At 49.4% G+C, this 22,080-nt stretch carries 16 protein-coding genes and 1 pseudogene; 9 read left to right on the top strand and 8 right to left on the bottom strand.

All coding sequences use genetic code 11. The features are described from left to right. Positions 1-375 precede the first annotated feature (375 nt). The 4 genes from AC5JMP_RS26615 to sds all read left to right on the top strand — a co-directional run bounded on the left by AC5JMP_RS26615 (position 376) and on the right by sds (position 5,991). Entirely contained in the window at positions 376-1,188 is an 813-nt protein-coding gene (locus AC5JMP_RS26615) for a carbon-nitrogen hydrolase family protein (protein WP_495854528.1), read from the top strand. Between the two features lie 212 nt (positions 1,189-1,400). Then, positions 1,401-2,834 carry a cation:proton antiporter gene (locus tag AC5JMP_RS26610; RefSeq protein ID WP_495854527.1) on the top strand — a complete coding sequence of 478 codons (1,434 nt, stop codon included), beginning with the start codon at positions 1,401-1,403 and terminating at the stop codon, positions 2,832-2,834. 299 nt (positions 2,835-3,133) lie between these two features. Then, positions 3,134-4,003: a glutamate racemase gene (gene murI, locus AC5JMP_RS26605; protein WP_495854607.1), complete on the top strand. Its 870-nt coding sequence runs from the start codon at positions 3,134-3,136 to the stop codon at positions 4,001-4,003. Between the two features lie 1,016 nt (positions 4,004-5,019). Continuing rightward, complete coding sequence (gene sds / locus AC5JMP_RS26600) at positions 5,020-5,991, top strand: solanesyl diphosphate synthase (RefSeq protein WP_495854526.1); 972 nt, start codon at positions 5,020-5,022, stop codon at positions 5,989-5,991. A gap of 226 nt (positions 5,992-6,217) precedes the next feature. Here sds and AC5JMP_RS26595 read toward each other — a convergent pair whose 3' ends face one another. Further along, positions 6,218-7,255, bottom strand: coding sequence for a Gfo/Idh/MocA family oxidoreductase (locus tag AC5JMP_RS26595; protein WP_495854606.1), 1,038 nt, complete (start codon positions 7,253-7,255; stop codon positions 6,218-6,220). 455 nt (positions 7,256-7,710) lie between these two features. On the opposite strand from AC5JMP_RS26595, the gene AC5JMP_RS26590 reads away from it, so the two are divergent. From AC5JMP_RS26590 to mfd, 4 genes are all read left to right on the top strand, one after another. After that, positions 7,711-8,385, top strand: a complete 675-nt coding sequence (locus AC5JMP_RS26590) for a response regulator transcription factor (protein WP_495854525.1) — start codon at positions 7,711-7,713, stop codon at positions 8,383-8,385. Between the two features lie 193 nt (positions 8,386-8,578). Next, positions 8,579-8,701 (top strand): DUF8629 family protein, encoded by a 123-nt coding sequence (locus AC5JMP_RS26585; RefSeq protein WP_495854524.1) that lies wholly within the window; start codon positions 8,579-8,581, stop codon positions 8,699-8,701. A 49-nt stretch (positions 8,702-8,750) separates the two neighbouring features. Beyond that, a complete protein-coding gene (locus AC5JMP_RS26580) occupies positions 8,751-10,430 on the top strand; it encodes an MBL fold metallo-hydrolase (protein WP_495854523.1) in 1,680 nt (559 codons plus the stop codon). Between the two features lie 271 nt (positions 10,431-10,701). Continuing rightward, positions 10,702-14,190, top strand: coding sequence for a transcription-repair coupling factor (gene mfd, locus AC5JMP_RS26575; RefSeq protein WP_495854522.1), 3,489 nt, complete (start codon positions 10,702-10,704; stop codon positions 14,188-14,190). Between the two features lie 77 nt (positions 14,191-14,267). Here mfd and AC5JMP_RS26570 read toward each other — a convergent pair whose 3' ends face one another. The 5 genes from AC5JMP_RS26570 to AC5JMP_RS26550 form a co-directional block, all read right to left on the bottom strand. After that, entirely contained in the window at positions 14,268-15,077 is an 810-nt protein-coding gene (locus AC5JMP_RS26570; RefSeq protein WP_495854605.1) for an ABC transporter permease, read from the bottom strand. A 50-nt stretch (positions 15,078-15,127) separates the two neighbouring features. Next, a complete protein-coding gene (locus tag AC5JMP_RS26565; RefSeq protein ID WP_495854521.1) occupies positions 15,128-15,985 on the bottom strand; it encodes an ABC transporter permease in 858 nt (285 codons plus the stop codon). Positions 15,986-16,111: 126 nt separating this feature from the next. Then, entirely contained in the window at positions 16,112-17,434 is a 1,323-nt protein-coding gene (locus AC5JMP_RS26560; protein ID WP_495854520.1) for an ABC transporter substrate-binding protein, read from the bottom strand. Positions 17,435-17,501: 67 nt separating this feature from the next. Continuing rightward, positions 17,502-18,689 carry an ABC transporter ATP-binding protein gene (locus AC5JMP_RS26555; RefSeq protein WP_495854519.1) on the bottom strand — a complete coding sequence of 396 codons (1,188 nt, stop codon included), beginning with the start codon at positions 18,687-18,689 and terminating at the stop codon, positions 17,502-17,504. Positions 18,690-18,888: 199 nt separating this feature from the next. Then, a complete protein-coding gene (locus tag AC5JMP_RS26550) occupies positions 18,889-20,127 on the bottom strand; it encodes a Zn-dependent hydrolase (RefSeq protein WP_495854518.1) in 1,239 nt (412 codons plus the stop codon). A gap of 398 nt (positions 20,128-20,525) precedes the next feature. Here AC5JMP_RS26550 and AC5JMP_RS26545 point away from each other — a divergent pair, with 398 nt between their 5' ends. Then, complete coding sequence (locus AC5JMP_RS26545) at positions 20,526-20,912, top strand: allophanate hydrolase-related protein (protein WP_495854517.1); 387 nt, start codon at positions 20,526-20,528, stop codon at positions 20,910-20,912. Positions 20,913-21,026: 114 nt separating this feature from the next. Here the strand turns inward: AC5JMP_RS26545 and AC5JMP_RS26540 are convergent, their stop codons facing one another. Together AC5JMP_RS26540 and AC5JMP_RS26535 are read right to left on the bottom strand one after the other, a co-directional pair. Next, positions 21,027-21,476, bottom strand: coding sequence for a single stranded DNA-binding domain-containing protein (locus AC5JMP_RS26540; protein ID WP_495854516.1), 450 nt, complete (start codon positions 21,474-21,476; stop codon positions 21,027-21,029). A gap of 162 nt (positions 21,477-21,638) precedes the next feature. Next, positions 21,639-22,023 (bottom strand): annotated as a pseudogene (locus tag AC5JMP_RS26535) (ISKra4 family transposase); the annotation flags it as partial. Positions 22,024-22,080: the final 57 nt, after the last annotated feature.

The raw sequence follows: 22,080 nt of genomic DNA, 5'->3' as shown, positions 1-22,080 counted from the left end.
CTAATCCTCATAATGGTAATTAAAGTGTTCAGCGCTAGATTTAGCAACCGAAGCCTTAGGTGAGTTCACTAAGACTTTAATGAACTGTCGAAAATATAATTTTTAGGAGCTGCAACTCTCAGGATCGGGAATTAAAGTAACCTGTGCAACCGATCTGCTACAGGGGCTTAGCTAAGCCCCTACCCCAAGAATTACATCTTGTTAAATCCATGTTCCTCAGGGACTTGAGCCTCAGAAGGCTGTTCTGGTCAGGAGCGCACCGAATTGCCTGTAATTCCACCTTGATTTGACAAGAGCCTAAACTTAAGGATTCCAAAAGATATCCAAACTGTGCGATTCTGAGTTACGTCTATTCCCAGCTACATTACTCTTGCCATGAAGTCTTACCGCGCTGCTGCCGTACAAATGAATAGTCTGCCGGATTTGAGTAAAAATCTGGCTCAGGCAGAAGATCTGATTGACCTTGCAGTCCGACAAGGTGCCGAGTTGGTATGCCTGCCAGAAAACTTCTCTTTTTTGGGAGACGAGCAAGCCAAATTGGCGCAAGCCGAGACGATCGCGCAAGCCAGCGAAAAATTCCTGAAGACTATGGCACAGAAGTATCAAATTACGCTTCTGGGAGGCGGCTTTCCGGTGCCCACCAGCAATGGAAAAGTCTACAACACAGCGGTTTTGGTTGGTTCAGAGGGCGAGGAGCTAGTTCGCTACGAGAAAGTGCATTTGTTTGACGTGAACTTGCCCGATGGTAACACCTACCAAGAGTCTCAGAGCGTCCTAGCAGGCACTCAGCTCCCCGTCGTCTATCACTCTAAAACTTTGGGCAGCTTGGGGCTGTCTGTCTGCTATGACGTGCGCTTTCCAGAGCTTTACCGCAGCCTATCGCACATGGGCGCAGAGGTGCTAATTGTCCCGGCTGCATTCACGGCATATACCGGAAAAGACCACTGGCAAGTGTTGCTGCAAGCCAGAGCGATCGAAAATACTTGCTACATGATTGCCCCAGCTCAAACCGGACGACACAATGCAGTGCGTCAGTCTCATGGTCATGCGGTCATCATCGATCCCTGGGGCCTTATTTTAGCGGACGCAGGAGAAAAACCTGGAGTGGCGATCGCTGCGATCGAGCCAGTACGGCTAGAGCAAGTGCGCCGCCAAATGCCCTCCTTGCAGCACCGGGTGTTTCTCTAATGCTGCTATAGCTGTCGCCAGTTTGCTCAGGACATTTAGGGTGGGGCGCTAAGCGCCCCACCCTAAATGTCCTCCCGTCCTAACCGCTGCGAATACAGCCATACAACGACAGCAGGCTTTCGATTTTGCACAAAAAGCAGGTTTCGCATAAAAAGCTACTCCCCTGTTCGTAAGGAAACCTGTACATTGGACAGGACGAGTTTGGAATACGCATGGTTGATCTCTTAGTTTGGACAACTGCCTTTGCATCTCTGACTAATCTCGCTAATCCCCCGAATGCTCCTTTGCTGGCAGCCGAAGTCGCTGAGGCGATCGAGACTGCCGCAGAGGCACCACTTGTTCTGTCGGGGGTTTTAATCAGCCTGATTGTCGTTTATTTGGCTGCCAAATTGGTTGGAGAGCTGTGTATTCGCGTCAATTTGCCGCCTGTGCTGGGAGAGCTAACGGCAGGAGTAATCGTCGGCATTTCCGCCCTAAATTTACTGATATTTCCCGATGGTCAGCAGGGTTTTCATTCTCTGATTCTTGATCTGTTGCAGGTTACGGCAGGACTAGAGTCGCAGTCGGTTCAAAGCGTCGCAGGCTCAATTAGCGAAGTCATCTCAGTCTTATCAGAACTGGGAGTCATTATCCTGCTCTTTGAGATTGGCTTAGAATCCGACCTGAAAGAGCTAATACGAGTTGGGCCTCAAGCCGCGATCGTGGCTGTTGTCGGGGTCGCGGTTCCCTTTGCTTTGGGTACTACTGGGCTAATTACGATCTTTGGGGTAGCAGTTGTTCCAGCCATTTTTGCTGGGGCAGCCCTGACGGCAACCAGCATCGGCATCACGGCGAAGGTTCTCGCCGAAATCGGGCAGCTCAGCTCTAAAGAGGGGCAAATTATCATTGGCGCGGCAGTGCTGGACGATATTTTAGGCATCATTATTTTGGCAGTGGTCGCCAGTCTGGCAAAAACAGGCGAAATTCGCATCAGCAACATCCTTTATCTCATTGTTAGTGCATCAGTATTTCTCATCGGCACCATTCTGGTGGGTCGGCTGCTCAGCCCCTATTTTGTGGCTCTAGTCGAGGGAATGCAGACGCGGGGGCAGCTTTTGCTCGCTTCACTGATTTTTGCATTTACCTTGGCATATATTGGTGCAGCTATTCATCTGGAGGCAATTCTGGGCGCATTTGCGGCAGGTTTAGTTCTAGCAGAAACCGAGAAACGTAAGGAGCTAGAGGAGCAGATAGCGCCAATTGCCGATATGCTGGTGCCGATCTTTTTTGTGGTGGTCGGTGCCAAAACTGATGTTAGCGTTCTCAATCCCATCAATCCTGCCAATCGAGAAGGGCTGATCATTGCGCTGTTCTTGGTCGTAGTGGCAGTGCTAGGCAAGCTCGTTACGGGAGCTACCATCTCTGGGGAAGAAAGCGTGAATCGATGGGCGATCGGCATCGGCATGATTCCGCGAGGTGAGGTAGGTCTGGTGTTTGCAGGCGTGGGTGCGGCAACAGGGATTCTATCCAACTCTCTGAATGCCGCCATCATTGTCATGGTGATTCTGACAACTTTTCTGGCTCCGCCTCTGCTGCGAATCGTGTTTCAATTGGCTTCAGATTCAGAAAATTCAGAAAATCTGGAATCATTGCCAAAATCTGAGTAGTATATCGACAGTCAAGATTTGCCCATGCCTCTATCAATCTTGGATTTATATGGCTACTACAAACACAAGCGTTAGGACAGGGGCATTTTTGTGGGCGCGCAGAGCGCCCACAAAAATGCCCTAGGAAGCCATATCTTGAAGACACGATCTTGGGAACAGATGTGAGCCTTGACTAGATTTCTACAAAGCCTACAATTTTTCAAATCCTTAATGAATTGATGAAAATTTCGGTGTCCAACTTTTTACCCAGCGGTTCTCAGATCGATCGCCCCCCTTCTTTAGCAACAAACTCAAATCCTATGAACCCTCATCCTGTAACTTTGCCCCAGGTTGCAGGATCAGAAGCTCGCGATCGTATTGGGCTATTTGATAGTGGGGTTGGGGGGCTAACCGTGCTGAGAGAGCTATACCGTCAGCTGCCTCAGGAGTCGGTTGTGTACTTTGGAGACACAGCGCGGTTGCCTTATGGAATGCGATCGCCTGCCGAAATCCTCCAGTATGTGCGAGAGATCCTGTTTTGGATGACTCAGCAGGGGGTAAAAATGGTGATTATGGCGTGCAACACCAGCTCGGCTTTGGCATTGGAAACCGTACGCTCTGAGTTTGATATCCCCATATTGGGCGTGATTTTACCCGGTGCTCGCGCCGCAGTGCAGAAGGGCAGAAGAATTGGGGTGATCGCCACAGCCGCTACGGCAGCTAGCAATGCCTACCGAAAAGCCATTCAGGAAATTGATTCCCAGGTTCAGGTATGGCAAGTGGGCTGTCCAGAGTTTGTGCCTCTGATTGAACACAATCGCATTCATGATCCCTACACGTTCCAGGTGGCGCAGGAGTATCTCGCTCCATTAATTGAGCAGCAAATTGACACGTTGATCTATGGCTGCACCCATTATCCCCACTTGGCTCCAGTGCTGAAGGCTATTTTGCCGCGATCGGTCTGCCTAGTCGATCCGGCGATCCATGTGATTAGGGCAGCGGCGCAAGAGTTAGAGTTGCTAGGCTTACAAAATGCCCGTGTGGCTCTGCCGACCCAGTTTTATGTCAGCGGTTGTCCAGAAACCTTTGCCCGACTCTCGGTACAGTGGCTAGGCTGTACGCCCATGGTCAAACGGGTAGATATAGCGGAAGTGTCTCGCCAGATGCGATCGCTGGAACTCGCCGAGTAGCAACTTTCCCTAAATCCTCAGTAGATCGCAAAGTCTTCCTATTTCTCCTAAAAGCTAGATTTCAAAGGCGCTCCGCGCGCACAAAGACCTAATTTGCGATCTACTGATCCTCAGTAAGAAAAAGAGCGTTGCCCCCAAGGACAGCGCTCTTTTTGGTTTTTCACGTCTTAAGTCGAATAAGCCATACCCATTTGAGCTGGTTATAAGACAGATATTTTTTGAGAGCCGTGCGGAGCACGGCTCTCAAAAAATATCTGCCCTGTTTAGAATTTGAAACGGTATCAGACTAAATAGATCAAAACAGATAACAAATTAAAGTAGATAAACAAGCGCGATCGCTTTCCTGATAGCTTTTCAGAGGAGGAAATCTAGGCACCAGAACGCTCAGCCAATCTGAGCAGCACATATACCGCCAGGACATAACCCGTAGCCAGAATCGGAATAATGAGAGGTATAGAATCGTAAGTCATGGCACGGCATAGAAATTAGATATAGAAGAATAAAAGCAATATCAAAACTCGCAGAAGCATAAAGCCGCCACTGGTGATCTGAACTATCCTCTAATGGGAAGCTCAGCTTACATCAAATAGCATAGTTCTTCTCCTAAAAGGCATTTTCGACCTCTTGGAGCAAGAAGTTCTAGGCATTCTGATTGCGCATTGTCAGCAGCCTTGGGAAAAGCCGTGAAAACATCGCGCAGCTAGACAGAAATCATGGCTCAGACACTCACCTGAAATGCAATCTGAGAGATCGACTCTTAGATCAAAGGAGACAGGTCTTTACCTTGGCTTTTGCTAGATGTATGAAATTTTGAAATCCTTACATACTAGGCTAACACAGTCTTCCCAGCTTTCTGAGAGAGTTTGATGAAAGACTTAACAAAATTTCCAGGGGATCGCTAACTAATATTTATTGAGGAATAGAAATTTGCAACGCAGCAGATGCGGAAGCGTTAGCTTAGAATAAGTGTAAGATAATGTAAAATTTCGTAACCTAGCGCAAGAGTCAGCCTATCCATGACCTCAGCCATCTCCCTTTTCTCCCCGGTTGAAGCAGATTTGCATCTCCTTGCCGAGAACCTGAAACAGTTGGTGGGTGCCCGACATCCGATTCTTTATGCCGCCGCAGAGCATCTTTTTGGGGCGGGAGGAAAGCGGTTGAGACCAGCGATCGTCCTCCTGATTTCCAGAGCGACCATGCCTGACGAAGATATTACACCTAAGCATCGGCGGCTGGCAGAAATCACTGAAATGATTCACACGGCTAGCTTGGTGCATGACGATGTTATTGATGACTCAGAGGTGCGTCGGGGAGTTCCTACCGTTCACAGTAGTTTTGGCAACCGAATAGCTGTATTAGCTGGGGATTTCCTGTTTGCCCAGTCGTCTTGGTATCTAGCCAATCTTGACAATCTTGCCGTTGTGAAGCTGCTGTCTGAGGTGATTATGAATCTAGCTGAAGGAGAAATTCAGCAAGGCTTAAATCGATTTGATACTAGCTTGACGATCGAATCCTACTTAGAAAAAAGTTACAACAAGACGGCCTCCCTGATTGCCAATAGCGCGAAGGCGGCGGGTATATTGAGCGGCGTTTCGACTGAAATGGCAACTGGCCTGTACAGCTATGGTCGCCACATCGGTTTGGCATTTCAGATTGTGGATGACATCCTCGACTTTACTGGCTCCAGCGATTCACTGGGCAAGCCAGCCGCATCAGATCTCAAGAGCGGCAATTTGACCGCTCCAGTTCTGTATGCGCTAGAAGAAAAGCCCTACCTGGAAACCCTGATTGAGCGAGAGTTTGCTCAGGATGAAGACCTAGAGCAGGCGATCGGTTTAGTGAAAGATAGTCGGGGGATTGATCGCTCTCGTGAACTAGCAGCCCACCATGCCAAGCAGGCTGTAGAAAATCTGGTTGATCTGCCCCCTTCCCAGCCTCGTGATGCGTTAATTGAACTAGCTGACTATGTCTTGAGCCGCCTCTACTAAAAATACAGCTGTCGCAAGTTTGCCTAGGCGGTTGCCATAGCATTACGTAATTGAGTTAGGGGGAGTTATTTTTTGAGAGCTGCGCTCTTAAAAAATAACTCCTTGGATCTAAGCGCGTAGCGCTATATACATGAACACCACTACCCGTAAAAAGAAGAGGCGATCGAGCGATCGCCTCTTCTTTTAGAACACAAGCTTCAGAATATAAGCTGGGTTAAGCCCTCAGCTAGACCGCAATTCTGGGAGAGGTAGGAGCAAGGGCAGGATGAACAATTTCTGAATCAGTAGATTGCCAAACCTGACCGTCTAGCGCCATCTGCTCGATCAGACTTGCAAGCCGCAGTGCCTTAAGCGCCTGTTCACCGCCAACCGAAGGCTGGTTCCCCCCCCGAACACAGTTGACGAAGTGTTCTAGCTCTGCATGAAGTGGCTCAATGTTGCTAGTGTAAACCTTCTCGATCAAGCCATCTTGACGGTATAAAACCTGACCGTAATCTGTGCGGTAGTTGGCAGTAGTTTGGCGATGGATCAAGATTTCATTGTTAAGGAAATTGGCTTCCGTTAAGGAATTTTTGCAGTGGGCAGAAATTCGGCGGATCTTGCGATGAGTGACTTTGCTAGCGGTTAAGGTCGCAACAATTCCGTTAGCAAATCCTAGCGTGGCGGTGACGTAATCTAAATAGCCTGAGTTGGCAGCTCTGCTGCCGCTAGCTGTGAGCTTATTGACCGGAGAGCCAGCGATCTCTAGCATCAGGTCAATATCGTGAATCATCAAGTCCAGCACGACTGAAACATCGTTAGCGCGATCGGAGTAAGGACTCATCCGATGAGCTTCCAACGCCAAAATCTCTTCGGTCTTGAGAACTTTACTCAGCTCTTGGAAGGCAGGGTTAAACCGCTCAATGTGCCCAACTTGCAAAATACAGTGAGACTCAGCAGCGGCATTGACCAAAGACTCGGCTTCGGCAATGCTAGCCGCGATCGGTTTTTCAATCAGCACATGTACGCCAGCCTGCAAACAGGTCATGCCCACACTGTGATGGAGGCGAGTCGGCACAGCCACACAGACAGCATCTACGTGTTTGAGCAAATCGCGATAGTCTTCAAAAAAGCGAACTCGATACTTGCTTGCAGTATCTATACCCCTCTCAACATTGATATCAGAAACGCCAACTAGCTCCACATCCTTGAGCAAGCTAAGAACCCTAGTATGGTGCTGTCCCATATTGCCAACACCAATCACACCAATCCGGATTGGCTCCATAGCATGGCGATGTCCGGTTGTCTGCCCACTCAACCCAACAGATAAGTTTTCTTGCACTCCTGCTGTCTCCTACACCACGCAAATCAAATCAACAAAGCACTTTCAAATCTAAGAACGGACTGAATCATCAGAACAGACCGTCAAAAGCCACACAGATAGTATCACGTGGACACTTCTTATAAAGAATTTTAAATTTTTGTTCGGTTATCGTATATTAGCCATCTCAGGTTCATTCTGTGGGCTGGCATTGATAGAAGTCGAATTAAATGTGTCAGTTTCTTGCCTGTCCATTGATTTTCAACTTAATTTAATGTAAGAGCCATTTGAGTCTGAACGGGTGGGTTTGGACAGGTGAGTTTGGACAGGTGAGTTTGAACTGAAGCTAGGCTTGCGCTAACTTTAAGTTTGCAGCTATGAATGCGTAGAGTGAATATACTGTCTTATCTCTGTATCCCATGCCTCTAACTATTCTGGTCGCTGACGACGATCTAGGCACTCGGCTGGCAATTAGCGACTATCTAGAATTTTCTGGATATTGGGTGGTCACGGCTGAAGATGGTCGTAGGGCGTTAGAGATGATCGAGCAATGTAAGCCGCATCTGATTGTGACGGATATCACGATGCCGGGAATGGACGGCTATGAGCTAATGCGGCAAGTACGACTCCAGACTGCGTTTCGGCTGCTGCCCGTGATCTTTTTGACGGCTCGAACTAGCACCGATGAGCGAATTCGAGGCTATCAGCTGGGGTGCGATCTCTACTTACCTAAACCTTTTGAGCTAGAAGAGCTTGGGGCAGTAATTCGGAACTTACTAGAACGATCGCAGCTGATCCAAGCTGAATGGAGATCGCACCTCAAACCCGCCCCCATCAGCGCTGGAATCACGGACGGTGAAGCCATCCCACAGGTTCCTAGATCCTCTGTCTTACCCAAAATAGGCTTGACACAGCGAGAGCAGGAGGCATTGACCTTACTGGCAGAAGGACTGTCGAATGCTCAGATTGGCGATCGTCTTCATCTAAGTTCGAGGACAGTAGAAAAATATGTCAGCAGCTTATTTCGTAAGACAGGAACTAACAATCGAGCCGAACTGGTTCGCTTCGCTATGGATCATCACCTGATTATTTGAGATTGATTATCCTGAGATTATTTGATGTTTTAATGCTTTCGACTCTATCTTTGGAATGGATTTTTCTAAAGAATTGGCACGTAGTTAAACCATGCAGCCTGTTTTTCCCTCATAATGAGCTGAGACATGAAATGGCATGAAGACATTGCTAGCTTGAACGCCCGACTTGAATAATAGAGGTACTAAAAAGTCTATGGATGTCAAATTAATTTTGTTGGCTCTGACTCCTATTTTTACGATTGCTTGCCTCTTTTTCGGCACGCGCAACGGCTTCTACGACACCGATAACTACCACGGGAATGGCTCTGCGCACTAGAAGGTTACGGGGGCAGAGCAGGTTACGGGGCAAGTAATGAGGGTAAGTCATGGAACTGCTGGAATGCTTGCCACTGGGTGTAGGTCATGCCGATGAGGGAGTCTGTCTGCTGGTACGGATGGGTTCTCACCGCATCTTGTTGGATTGTGGACTCAGCAATATTCAGCCCCTGATTGCAGGATTGGAAAAGTCTTCGCCGATTGACCTGGCTCTCTGCACCCATGCGCATTCGGACCATGCTAGAGGCTTATCGGCACTGCACAAAGCTTTTCCGCAGATGCCCATCTATGCCAGCGAGGTAACAACCCATTTGCTGTCTCTCGATCGCAACAAGGCAACAGCCTGTCAGGCTTTGCCCTGGCGATCGCCTATGGAATTTCGAGAGGGGTTAAGCGCCGAGCTGTTTCCGTCAGGGCATCTACCCGGAGCGGCGGCAATGCTGCTGACCTACACCACCAAAGAGCGCTCCTACAAAGTGTTCTACACTGGGGACTTTTTACTGTCAAACTCGCGCCTAGTAGATGGGCTACCGCTAGAAGATCTGCGGGGCATCAAGCCCGATGTGCTAATTGTAGAAGGCAGCTATGGCACGGCTCGGTTTCCCCACCGCCGCCAGCAGGAAAACCAGCTTGCCGAAAGAATCCACCGAGCGGTAGCCGATCGTCAGTCTGTTCTCTTGCCCACCCCAGCTCTGGGGCTAGGACAGGAGCTGCTCATGCTGCTCCGCAGCCATCATCACTTTACGGGACGCGATTTGAATATCTGGGTAGATGGCAGCGTAGCGATCGGCTGCAATGCTTACCTAGATATGCTGAGCCATTTCCCGACCACCGTACAAAACTTTGCTCGACATCAGCCGCTCTTTTGGGATGAGCGGATTCGCCCGCGAGTTCGGCAGTTTCCAATAGGCGTTAGCCCAGAAGAGAAACGGGCTTTGCTAGAGCATTCGCCCTGCATTGTGTTGACTGATAAAAGCGTTGACCTGAGTCAATATTTTCAATCTACTCCCCACTCTACAACTCAGCCTTGGCTGATACTGGTTCCTCAGCAACCAGGACGCATTGGTTCGATAGAGGCGGCGATCGCCCAAAAGCTGGCGGCATCGTTGGAGCTTCAAACTCAGCTCCAGACAGGACAGCTAATGCTGGAAACTTACTTACTGGGCGATCACTGCGACGGTTCCAGCACCACTCAGCTGATTCACAACCTGCGTCCTCAACACGTAATTTTTGTTCACGGCTCACCTGCCTACCTCAGCGACCTTACTAGCCTGGAAGAGCTGCAAAACCGCTACCATCTGCATATGCCCGCAGCCGGAACGCGGGTTGAGCTGCCGATCGGCGAAACTTTTTTGCAGCCCGCTGCTCCCGAAATTCATTACGAAGCGGAGATCAATGAATTTAATGCGGCTGTTAGCATTACGCTACCTAACGTTGTAGTGGACGATCCGCGCTGGCAAAGCTTTGCCGATACGGGATTGGTGGAAGCCCGTTGGCAAGGCGAAGAGCTGGTGTTACGCGGACTGACTCCGCGAGAGCTACTGCAGCAGAGTGAAGTCGCGCCCGATATTCAAACAGAATGCTGTGGAAACTGTCTCCACTGCCGAGGACAGCGCTGCTGGAATCCGGCTTCGCCTCTATTGGGCTTTAAGGTGACTCCAGATGGCTACTGTCCAGCATTTGCGCCCTCGCCTTTGATGCAGAAATTTCCTGAAAAAGAGCAGAACTAGAGCCATAGCAACCGCCAAAGCGTTTAGGACGGGGACAGTTGTGGCGGGGTGCTTCGCGCCCCACCACAACTGTCCTAAGCAGACTGGCGGCAGCTCCAAAACAAGATAAAACAATCCGCTAGAAACCCAACCCATGCTTTGACTTCCTAGAATAGTAAACAGAGTCAGATTTGATGTATCATCATCCCTTTACCTACTTGTTTTGCAGCGCGTAGGCTTTTTCTAGGCTCTGTGTTTGGTTTCTGTGTTCGGCTCTCTGTTTTTAGCGCGTATGGCCTTCTCTTCAATTACTCGGTCACTAGGGCGATCGCCCCTCACTTCAGAACTGTTGACCAAACTGAGCCAGCAGCATGCGCTTACTCTCAACGGCATCGCCCGATTGCCTAAAGGTCTAGTTGCTTCGGCTCTAGCGCAGGCTCAGCAGCGCCCGTTACTGGTGGTGACGGCGACCCTAGAAGAAGCAGGACGATGGGCGGCTCAAATTGAGGCAATGGGCTGGCAGACGGTGCATTTTTATCCGACTTCGGAAGCTTCGCCCTACGAACCCTTTGATCCGGAGTCAGAAATGACTTGGGGGCAGCTACAGGTACTTGCAGACCTGCAAGGAGAAGGCATCGCAGACAGCAAAGGACTGGTGATCATCACAACCGATCGCGCTTTGCAGCTCCATTTGCCTCCTGTAGAGGTATTTCGGCGCTACTGCGTCACCCTGAATCGGGGTATGGAGATTGATTTAGAAGCCTTGAGCCATCAGCTTGCCAACTTGGGCTACGAGCGCGTGGCGCTCGTAGAAACTGAAGGGCAGTGGAGCCGCCGAGGAGACATTATTGACGTGTATCCGGTGGCTTCAGAGCTACCCGTGCGGCTGGAGCTATTTGGCGATGAGCTAGACAAAATCCGCGAGTTTGATCCCTCAACGCAGCGATCGCTCGACAGCACAGAGCGTCTAGTGCTCACCACTACCAATTTTAGCCCGATGATTTTGGAGCAGCTGAAAGCAGACGCGAAGCAGGGACAAGATCTTTCTGTTTATCTCTCTGCCGAAGAGCTAGAGCGTCTGCAAGCCGGACAGTCTCTTGAGGGGATGCGGCGGTTTTTGGGAGTTGCATTTGAGCAGCCCGCCTCGCTATTGGACTATTTGCCAGACAATATGCTGGTGGCGATCGATGAACCCGAACAGTGCCGAGGGCATGGCGATCGCTGGTTTGAACATGCCGATGAGCAGTGGCAGGAGTTGGCAGGTTCGGTAGGCAGAGCGCTGCCCCAAATTCACCGCCGCTTTGCCGATTCTTTGCTAGAAGTTGAACGATTCGATCGCCTCTATTTATCAGAACTTGCCGAGGAGGGTGTAGGGCTGAATCTATCCAGCCGTCCGGTGCCCTCTACGCCACACCAGTTCGGCAAATTAGCAGAAATCTTGCGGCAGGAGCGCGATCGCAGCTTTGGCGTGTGGCTGGTGTCGGCACAGCCCTCGCGATCGGTGGCTCTGCTACAGGAGCATGACTGTCCGGCGCAGTTTGTGCCCAACCCGCGCGACTATTTGGCGATCGACAAGCTACAAACGCAGCGAATTCCCACGGCGGTCAAGTATTCGGGCTTGGCGGAGCTAGAGGGCTTCATTCTGCCGACTTTCCGGCTAGTGGTCGTGACTGACCGCGAGTTTTTTGGGCAGCACACTCTGGCAACGCCCACCTACATCCGCAAGCGGCGACAGGCGGCTTCTAAGCAGGTTGATCCCAACAAGCTCCAGTTAGGCGACTATGTGGTGCACAAAAGCCACGGGGTGGGGAAGTTTCTAAAGCTGGAAAGCCTGACCATTAATAACGAAACCCGTGAGTATCTAGTGCTGCAATATGGCGACGGGTTGCTGCGGGTGGCAGCAGACCAAGTGGGGTCGCTGTCGCGGTTTCGGGGGGTGGGCGATCGCGTCCCAGAACTCAACAAAATGTCGAGCAAGGCGTGGGAAAAAACCAAGAGTAAGGTGCGCAAAGCCGTCAAAAAAGTTGCGGTGGATTTGCTGCATCTCTACGCCCAACGTGCCCAGCAGCAAGGGTTTGCCTACCCGCAAGACACCCCCTGGCAGGAAGAATTAGAAGACTCTTTCCCCTATCAGCCCACGCCCGATCAGCTTAAGGCGGTTCAAGACGTGAAGCGCGACATGGAGGATTTGCGTCCGATGGATCGGCTGGTCTGCGGTGACGTTGGCTTTGGCAAAACCGAGGTGGCAATTCGCGCGATTTTCAAAGCCGTTACCGCTGGGAAACAGGTGGCACTGCTGGCTCCCACAACTATTTTGACGCAGCAGCACTACCACACCCTGAAGGAGCGGTTTGCCCCCTACCCGATTCAGGTGGGTTTGCTCAACCGTTTTCGGAGTGCCGACGAGCGCAAAGATATTCAGCAGCGCCTTGCTACGGGGGAACTTGATGTGGTGGTGGGCACCCATCAGCTTTTGGGGAAAGGGGTGCAGTTTAAGGATTTAGGTCTGCTGGTAGTGGACGAAGAACAGCGGTTTGGCGTGAACCAGAAGGAAAAGATCAAGTCCCTGCGCACCCAGGTGGATGTGCTGACGCTGAGCGCGACCCCGATTCCTCGGACGCTATATATGGCGCTGTCTGGCGTACGAGAGATGAGCTTGATCAGCACGCCGCCCCCTTCGCGTCGGGCGATCAAAACCCACCTGTCGCCCTATGATCTGGAGGTGATGCGAACCGCCGTGCGGCAGGAACTCGACCGGGGCGGACAAATTTTCTACGTGGTGCCGCGCGTCGAGGGCATTGAAGAAGTAGCCGCCCGCATCCGGGAGATGGTGCCCTCGGCAAGAATCGCGATCGCCCATGGTCAAATGCAGGAGGGCGAACTAGAATCCACTATGCTGACCTTCAGCAATGGCGATGCGGAGGTTCTCGTTTGCACCACGATCATTGAGTCGGGTCTAGATATTCCGCGCGTTAACACGATTTTGGTGGAAGATGCCCAGAAGTTTGGCTTGTCGCAGCTTTATCAGTTGCGGGGTCGGGTGGGACGTGCCGGAATTCAAGCACACGCGTGGCTGTTTTACCCGCGTCAGAGTCAGCTTACAGAAACAGCCAGGCAGAGGCTAAGAGCCATTCAGGAATTCGCGCAGCTCGGCTCTGGATATCAGCTGGCAGTACGAGATATGGAAATTCGCGGAGTTGGAAATCTACTCGGCGCAGAACAATCTGGACAAATGGATGCGATCGGCTTTGATCTTTACATGGAAATGCTGGAGGACGCAATTAAGGAAATTCGTGGACAGGAAATTCCTCAGGTGGACGACACGCAAATCGACCTCAGCTTGACGGCATTTATTCCGGCAGACTACATTCCCGATCTCGATCAAAAGATGAGCGCTTACCGGGCGGTTGCCTCAGCACAGTCCAAAAAAGAGCTGACCCAAATTGCCGCAGATTGGAGCGATCGTTATGGCTCTATTCCCCCGGCAGCCCAGCAGCTTTTGCGCGTGATCGAGCTAAAGCAGGTTGCCAAATCGCTAGGCTTTAGCCGCATCAAGCCGGAAGCCAAACAGCATGTCTTCTTGGAGACGCCGATGGAGGAGCCAGCCTGGAATTTGCTCAAGGAAAATCTGCCAGAGCACCTCAAATCTCGCTTTGTATATACGCCAGGAAAGGTGACGATTCGGGGGTTAGGGGCGTTGAAAGCCGAGCAGCAGCTAGAGAATCTGCTAGATTATTTCGGCAGAATGAAAGGCGCACTTCCAGAGCCTGCTTTAGTTTAAGTCGTTCGAGCCTTCTCCACAGCAAAGTAAGAGATTCGCTTTTTTGTCCAATTGAAGGCTAAGGCTAAGGCTACAGGCTACTGCTGCTGCCGCTTAGAGAGCATCTGAAATGCGGTGAAAGCGATCGCAATCAGCGCAAATGAGAACAGCGTTGTTAGCGTGCCCAAGGCATACAGAGCCGGTGAAGTCACGTTAGTCGTCATTCCAAAAATCTCCAGTGGCAGGGTGTTGTCTTGTCCTGAAACCAGAGAAGTACGCGTAAATTCGTCGTAAGACAATGTAAACGTCAGCAGTCCAATCCCAATCAAGCTAGGGAGAATTAGCGGAAACACGACTTCCCAGAAAGTTTTACCGTCACTGGCTCCCAGGTCTTTTGCTGCCTCCTCGTAAGCAGGATTAAAGCGGTTAAATATCCCTAGCATAATTAAAAAAGCAAAGGGAACAGTCCAGGTAAGATGCGCCCCAAACCCAGAGGTAAACCAGTCGGTTTGAATACCCAGCACTTGAAAAACAATACCAATCCCTAGAGATACCAAAACGCTTGGCACAATCAAGCTAGAGATCGTTAGGTAAAAGATGGCGTTGGAACCTTTGAAACGACTTCGGAAAGCCAGACCTGCCAGAACGCTAACAATCAAAGAGAATAACACCACTGAAAGTCCCAGGATGAACGATCGCTGGAAAGATTCGATAAAGCTGCCCACCCGCTGCTCTTGAAACACTTGCCCCAGCCAATAAAAGCTAAAGCCGCGCATAGGAAAGGTCAGCGTCCCTTCCTCGCCCTGCAAAGACAGAGCAAAGATGGCAAACATAGGGCCATATAAAAACAAAACAAATAGCCCAAAGAATGCGGCTAATAAATAAAAAGAAAGCGATCGCTTTTGCACTTTTCCAGGCTCCGCACAGCTCAACGATTAAGTTCTTAATTTTCCAAGCCTTACAGTTCTTTGCGAATATCGACAACGCGCAAAATTCCTACTACCAAAATCAATGTCACTATTAGCAAAATGACTGCATTCGCGGCTGCCAGAGGATACTGCAAACTACCAATCTGTGTAGCAATCAGCTTACCGACCGAAGCCGACTGCCCGCCCCCCATCAAGCGCACGGTCACAAATTCGCCCATTACCAGCGTCACTACAAAAATGGAGCCAATCGCAATTCCTGAAGAGGCTAACGGCAGGATCACTTCTTTCAAGACTTGGAAGCCCGAAGCCCCCATATCTTCTGCTGCTGTAATCAGATTGCGATCGATTCGCATCAAGCTATTAAAGATAGGCCCAATCATGAAAAAGTTGTAAAGATGCACCATGCCCAGCACAACCGCAAAATCGGAAAACAGCAGCCATTGCACAGGTTCTTGAACCAAGTTAAGGTTCATCAACAGCTGATTTACCAATCCTTCCTTACCCAGAAATGGTACCCAGGAAATCATCCGAATAATGTTAGAAGTCCAGAATGGCACCGTACAGAGCAAAAATAAAATGATCTGCCATTTCTGACTCTTGATATGGAACGCGAGGAAGTAGGATACGGGGAAAGCGATCGCCAAACAAAAAAACCATACTAAGAACACATATTTGAACGTGTTCAGATAAGTTTTTAGAGAAACCTGAGACGTGAAAATGTCAATATAGTTTTGCAGCGTAAAAGCAGGAGTCATGGCATAGCCATTAAAGTCCCAAAAGCTAACGATCAAAATCATTAGAATGGGAAATACCAAAAACAGCAGGAAAACCAGCGTTTGCGGTGCTGCTAAGGTATAAGGTTGCAGGGCTTTCCAGGTTCTAGTCATATGCCCCCAGTGAGGATTGCGGCGAAGAATTCATCTTTGGAAATGCGATTGTTCAAGAACTCGCTTCAAAGAACGCTGAGAGGAATGGGTGAGGCAATGCCCACCCATTCAATCATTACGAAATCATTACGATGCAATAAATTCGTTCCACTTTTGAACGAGATACTTCTGCTCCTTCATCGTGGAATTCCAGACCACCACATTGCCCATCCGTTCTTTGAAAGATCCACCATCCCGAACTGCGCCTTTGGACTCCAGCTTTTTGCCAAACGGATCAATCATATCTGTTGCGGCGGGCTTGCCCTCGTACCAGAAATCCCACTCTTCTGGTTTCATAAACTTACGCGCATTCTCAGGAACAGCGCTATAGTACCCCTGCCTTCCCAAGAATGCACCCACCCAGCCGTCTACAATCCAGTTAATGTATTCGTAAGCCGCATCAAGCTGAATGCCCGACAAATTCTTTGACAGACCTAAACCACCCCCCCAAGCTCGGTAGCCCTCTTTCATAGGGCCGTAGACACATTGGAGACCCTTAGACTTTACCGCAGTCACAGCAGGTGACCACATTGATTGCAGCACCACCTCACCGGAAGTCATTAAGTTCACCGATTCATCAAACGTTTTCCAGAAGGCACGGAATTGACCCTCCTGCTTCTTCTGCCTCAAAATGTCGGTGATTTGGTCGATCTCCTCCTTCGTCATGTTGCCTTTATCGACAAACTTCATCAGCCCAGAAGCCTCTGCCACCATGGCAGCATCCATGATGCCGATCGAAGGAATATCTAAAATTGCAGTTTTGCCCTTAAACGCCGGCTCAAACAGTTCTGCCCAGCTTTCAATCTTTTTACCCGTCAGATCGGGTCGGTAACCCAAAGTGTCCGCATTGTACTGAAAGGGAATCAAAGTTGCCCATTCAGTTGGGGTAGGTGAAAACTCTTTGGAATCTGGCCCCGTCACATACATCACCTTAATCGGTGAAGTGCCCTGAGCTTGCTCAATCTTTGCACCCTCAAATTTACCTGTGGTAAAGAAGGGCACGATCTTGTCAAAGTCCCTAATCTTCTTGGTGTCTACGGGCTGAAGATTTCCAGAGGGTACTACCAGCGGCAGGCTAAAGTATTCTCCATCAAAGATGTCATACTGCCCAGGCTGAGTGATGGCAATTTGATTATTTTCCTCAGTGCTGAGGGCACGCATATCAAACTTAAAGCCCAAATCTGCGATCGCCTTATTGCGAATTTCATTGATTTGGGAGACACCTGTTCCAATCAGGCGTAAAGTGACATCCTTAGCCTTGCCCATATTGACTTCTGGACTGGCAGATGGATTGCCTGGAGTACCGGGTGCAGAGGTTGTTGGCGTGGAAGAAGCACAGCGCGTGGCTGCAAAGGCCGCTCCAACAGCTAGTCCAGTTCTGATCACCTGACGACGGGAAATTTTAGACATAGGGGGTGTTGTAAATCGGTGAATAAATTGAACGCTGAAGCCGTCACATTACAATGTGAGGCAAGAATCAATGAGACAGAAAAACGCACTCTTCAACTGCCCAAGTCAGCGTGACAAGTTGACCTTCAGGGACAGCCTGGTTAATCCACTCGGAGCTACGCACCTTGTAGGTGATTTCCTGTCCGGTGGCTTCTACCATCAGCGAGACACGCGTAATGTAACCCGTGAACTCGATCGCCGTAATCCTCGCCGTTAGCTGGTTAGGAGCCGTTGAATCAGCAGGGGGATATGGGAGCAAATCCATAGAGTCGCTCCGCACACAGCAGGCTGCCGCCATGCCCGGATCAGCAGCCTGACCTCGACAGAAGAAAGTGCCAATCCCTTCCACCTCCAATCGAATCACTGCACCTTTCTCATCCAAAGCTACGCCACTAACCTGCCCGCCAAAAATGTTGTTGTCGCCTACGAAACGAGCTACAAAACGAGAGGCTGGCGTTCTGAAGATATCTGAAGGCGCTCCAATCTGATCAATGCGACCGTTGTCCATTACCACAATTTGATCAGACAGCGAGAAGGCTTCGTCCTGTCCATGAGTGACCTGAATAAAGGTCATGCCAAACTGCTTTTGCAGTCGCCGCAGTTCTCCTCTAGTTTTTACCCGCAGATTTTCATCCAAAGCGCTCAGGGGTTCGTCGAGCAGTAGCACCTGGGGGCGAGTCACCAAAGCTCTGGCTAAGGCTGCCCGCTGCTGCTGCCCGCCGCTGAGCTTAGCGGGCTTGCGATCGGCAAACTGGCTCAACCCCACTATTTCGATCATTTCATTAACCCGCTGACTGCGCTCGGCTTGAGGCACATTCCGCATTTTCAAACCAAATTCCACATTCTCCCAGACTGATTTGTGCGGAAACAGCGCGTAGCTTTGAAACATCATGGCAGAATTGCGCTTGGCAGGCGGCAGATCATTCACCCGTCGATCGCCAATTAAAACATCTCCGCTCGTCACATCCTCATGCCCAGCCACCATCCGCAAAGTCGTAGTTTTGCCACAGCCGCTCGGCCCCAATAGGCAGGTATAAGACCCAGCCGGGATGTCCAGATTAATATCCTTGACTGCCGTAAACGAACCGTACTTTTTCGTCACCGATCGCAGTATCACCCCAGAAGACTGAGCAGCCAACTCCTGTTGAATTTTGCTTTCGGCTGACTCTTGCGCCAAGATTACGCCTGGAGAAGAAACGGAAACAGGTGAATTCATAGATCTAAGGGATGGGGTGAGGGGGACTTCAAAATGATTTGAATGCTTGAATTAGAGAACTGAAGCCTGAAGTAATCGAGAGTTTATGGCTTTCACGAGTTATACGCTGTAACTTTACATAGACCTAGCCTGGACAAATTGTATGCAAAGATACACAAAGGATGCGAAGATAACAATCAAAGCTTCGGATAAATTTCATCTAATACATTTCATCAAGCTGTAACAATGTGTGAAGCAAAACGTTCGCTCCTTGAGTGCATTGTTCAGGTGACGTATATTCCTCTCCAGAGTGACTCAGCCCGTTCTGACTAGGAACAAAAATCATTCCCATATCCGTCACTCGACCAATCTCTAATGAGTCATGACCTGCACGGCTAGGCATAGCAATGTGACTCAATCCAAGTGCCTGAGAAACCTGAGCGATCGTCGCTTGAACCTGCGGAGCTGCCAAAGTTGGCTCAACGCACAAAAGTGGCTTTAGCTCAATTTGAGTATTGGTAGCAGTTGCGATCGTCTTAATTTCCAGCTGGAGTCGCTCCAGCATTTCACTCAGGCAGTCCTGCGACAAATCCCGCATGTCCACCGTCAAATTCACCTGACCTGGAACAATATTGACCGCGTTAGGAGCTACCGTCAAAAACCCAACGGTCGCTACCGGATGACTAGGCATACTCAAAGCTATTTCCTGAACCGCTAAGACAACCTGAGCAGCAGCAACCAGAGCGTCTTGACGCATATCCATTGGGGTGGTTCCAGCATGGTTAGCTTGCCCCTCAATAGAGATTGCCTTTCGCAGCATCCCTACAACACCTTGCACCACGCCAATTTCCTTACCTGCACTTTCTAAAACCGCGCCTTGCTCCACATGGAGTTCCACAAATGCTGCCATGTCAGCACGGGTGCGCCGAGCCGCTGCTAGATCATCCCAGTTGCCACCAATAATTTCTAGACAGGTTTCAATGGTGCCTTCAGCTTTAGGCTTGTAATCTTCAGGCGATCGCTTTGCCGTTCCCGACATTGCCTGACAGCCAATCATTGTGTTCTCTTCATCCGTAAATACAATTACCTCCAGCGGATGCTTGAGACGCGTCTTACTCTCTCGTAACGTCCGCACAACTTCGATACCTGCCAAAACCCCCAGTACGCCATCATACTTACCTCCTGAAGGCACAGTATCGATATGAGATCCGGTTGCCAGTGCAGACATATCTTCTGCTAGCCCTGCGTATCGACCAATCAGATTTCCCGCAGCATCTGTATGAACCGTCATCCCAGCTTCTACCATCCACTGTTGCACCAGATATCGAGCTTGCAAAATCTCTGGTGTAAAAGCAAGGCGGCAAATCTCACCATTGGGCATCCGCCCTATCTTGGCAAGGCGATTGATATTGGCAGAGAGACGATCGCCGTTGATCGCCAACTTAGAAATAACTTCCATACCCCATCCCTCAATCAAGGTTGTTCATCGAGTCCCGTCGCTGCATTTGCCTTTGTTCTGGCTTCAGCAATCTACTATTTGCCGCTACAGCAAACTAGAATCTATCCCCACAATACGCATCTACAAAATCAAAGCAGTATTGCAAATGGCAATTCCCAATGTGATCTACTAAAGAGCACATTCGCTATAAAATAGGTGTTTTGCTTGTTATTCGTATACTGTATACAATGACAGCGGTAAAAAATGTGTACCAATACACTTTTCGCGGAGATAGTCGCTTTGGGTAACCCATCTGCCTGTCCACTGAATTAAGAGGTTCTTGTGGACTGTATTTGCAAGCATAGGAAAAAGTGTAAAGTTTATATACTTCAACTCGTAGACTTTGGGCAACTCCAACTATGACATACGTATTTATCTGCGGCTCTGCCTTGCAGGGTCAACCTGACCATCAAAACCTACAGTCTGCTACTTTTATTCGGCAAACTAAAACCCAACCCCTTTATCGTCTGCATGCCGCCCAAGATGGCTGGCATCCTGCTATTTATCAAGTCGAAACAAACGGAATTTCTATTCCTGGAGAACTCTACGAACTCACGCCAGAACAGTACGACTATCTAGTTTCTACTGAACCTCCCAACATGTATCCCGCAGAAGTTCTGCTAGAAAATGGAGAAACTGCAACTGCAATGCTCTACCCTTATGAATTGGTAAAACAGCATAACTGGGAAGATATTTCTCATTATGGTGGTTGGGTAGCTTATAAGCAGGCAGTCGCAACCAAATAAACGTCCGCAGCGATCGCCCCCAAATTAAAATCTGGCGAGGTAAAATCGAGCACAAGCTTCACAATTTCAAAAATGAAAGCTCCTTACTAGGAGCTTTCACAGGACTTCTTCAGCCTAGGCAGATATTAAATCCTTATCTCCTATGGATTCAACGTCTTGCTGTTTGTATCCCATGTTATCATCTAGGCTGTTAGCAGTGCGATCACCTTCCAAATCCTCATCCGCATTCCGAATAATATCCAAATCGATATCTAGAACAGTCATTTCCAGTCCTGCTTTTGGAACATTACCATTGCTAGAAATGTAAGGATTAGGTTCAATATTACCTGTACAAATAATGAGTGAACCCTTCTTCAAAAATGGTAGTTTACGCCATCCGTAAGACTTCTCCCAAATGCTCAGCCTGACAATAAAAGACTCTTCTCGGTTCCGTACCTTCTGAACATATAGCGTTGCCGTTGCCACTCTAGCAGTATCACCATCTCGCAACTCAACTGTTTTAATTTGAGCATCTGCTGCTAAATTGCCACTGACAATCCACTTATTCAAACCAGCACTTGCCATAAGAATGCACCTTACTTAAATTGATTATTATCAAAGTTCCCAAAATTGAGAGACAAAATACCAAAATAAGTAAGATTCTTTCAGAGAATAGCAAATGTCAGCATAGAGCTTAAACAAGAGAATATCAAAATCTATTGCTAGCAACATCTGAAAGGGAGCATGTCACCTTTTTAGAGAGAATAAATCGTTGAGGTAGGCAGTACGATGAGCAAGTACCTGAGGCACATTGTCCGCTTTCCACTGTGCCCCTGAAATCTGAATGCGACGGTCAATTTGTTTAATGGCAGACTCTACGGCACCGAAACCAATCGAACAAATGCCTTCGGCTTGGTAGTAAGCGTAATTGACAATCCGATGGCGATGTTTTTGCAGATAGGCGCAAAAGTTTTTCGCCTGTTTCTGCCTGAGATTGACAAACAGGGCAAGGGTTTCATCGACTTGTCCTTTCCACAGTAGGGTTTGGGCTTGGCGCATAACGCTTGAGTGAACCGCCCACTTTGTGGAGATTTTCATTGAGATGAAACCAGTCGAGAATTTCTCGGCGTTGGGTATCGCGCGACAATTACATAGGCATCGTGAGATGACTGGCGACAACTACATTGGC

Source organism: Drouetiella sp. (assembly GCF_059504425.1).
This window is presented reverse-complemented; position numbering and strand designations above follow the sequence as displayed.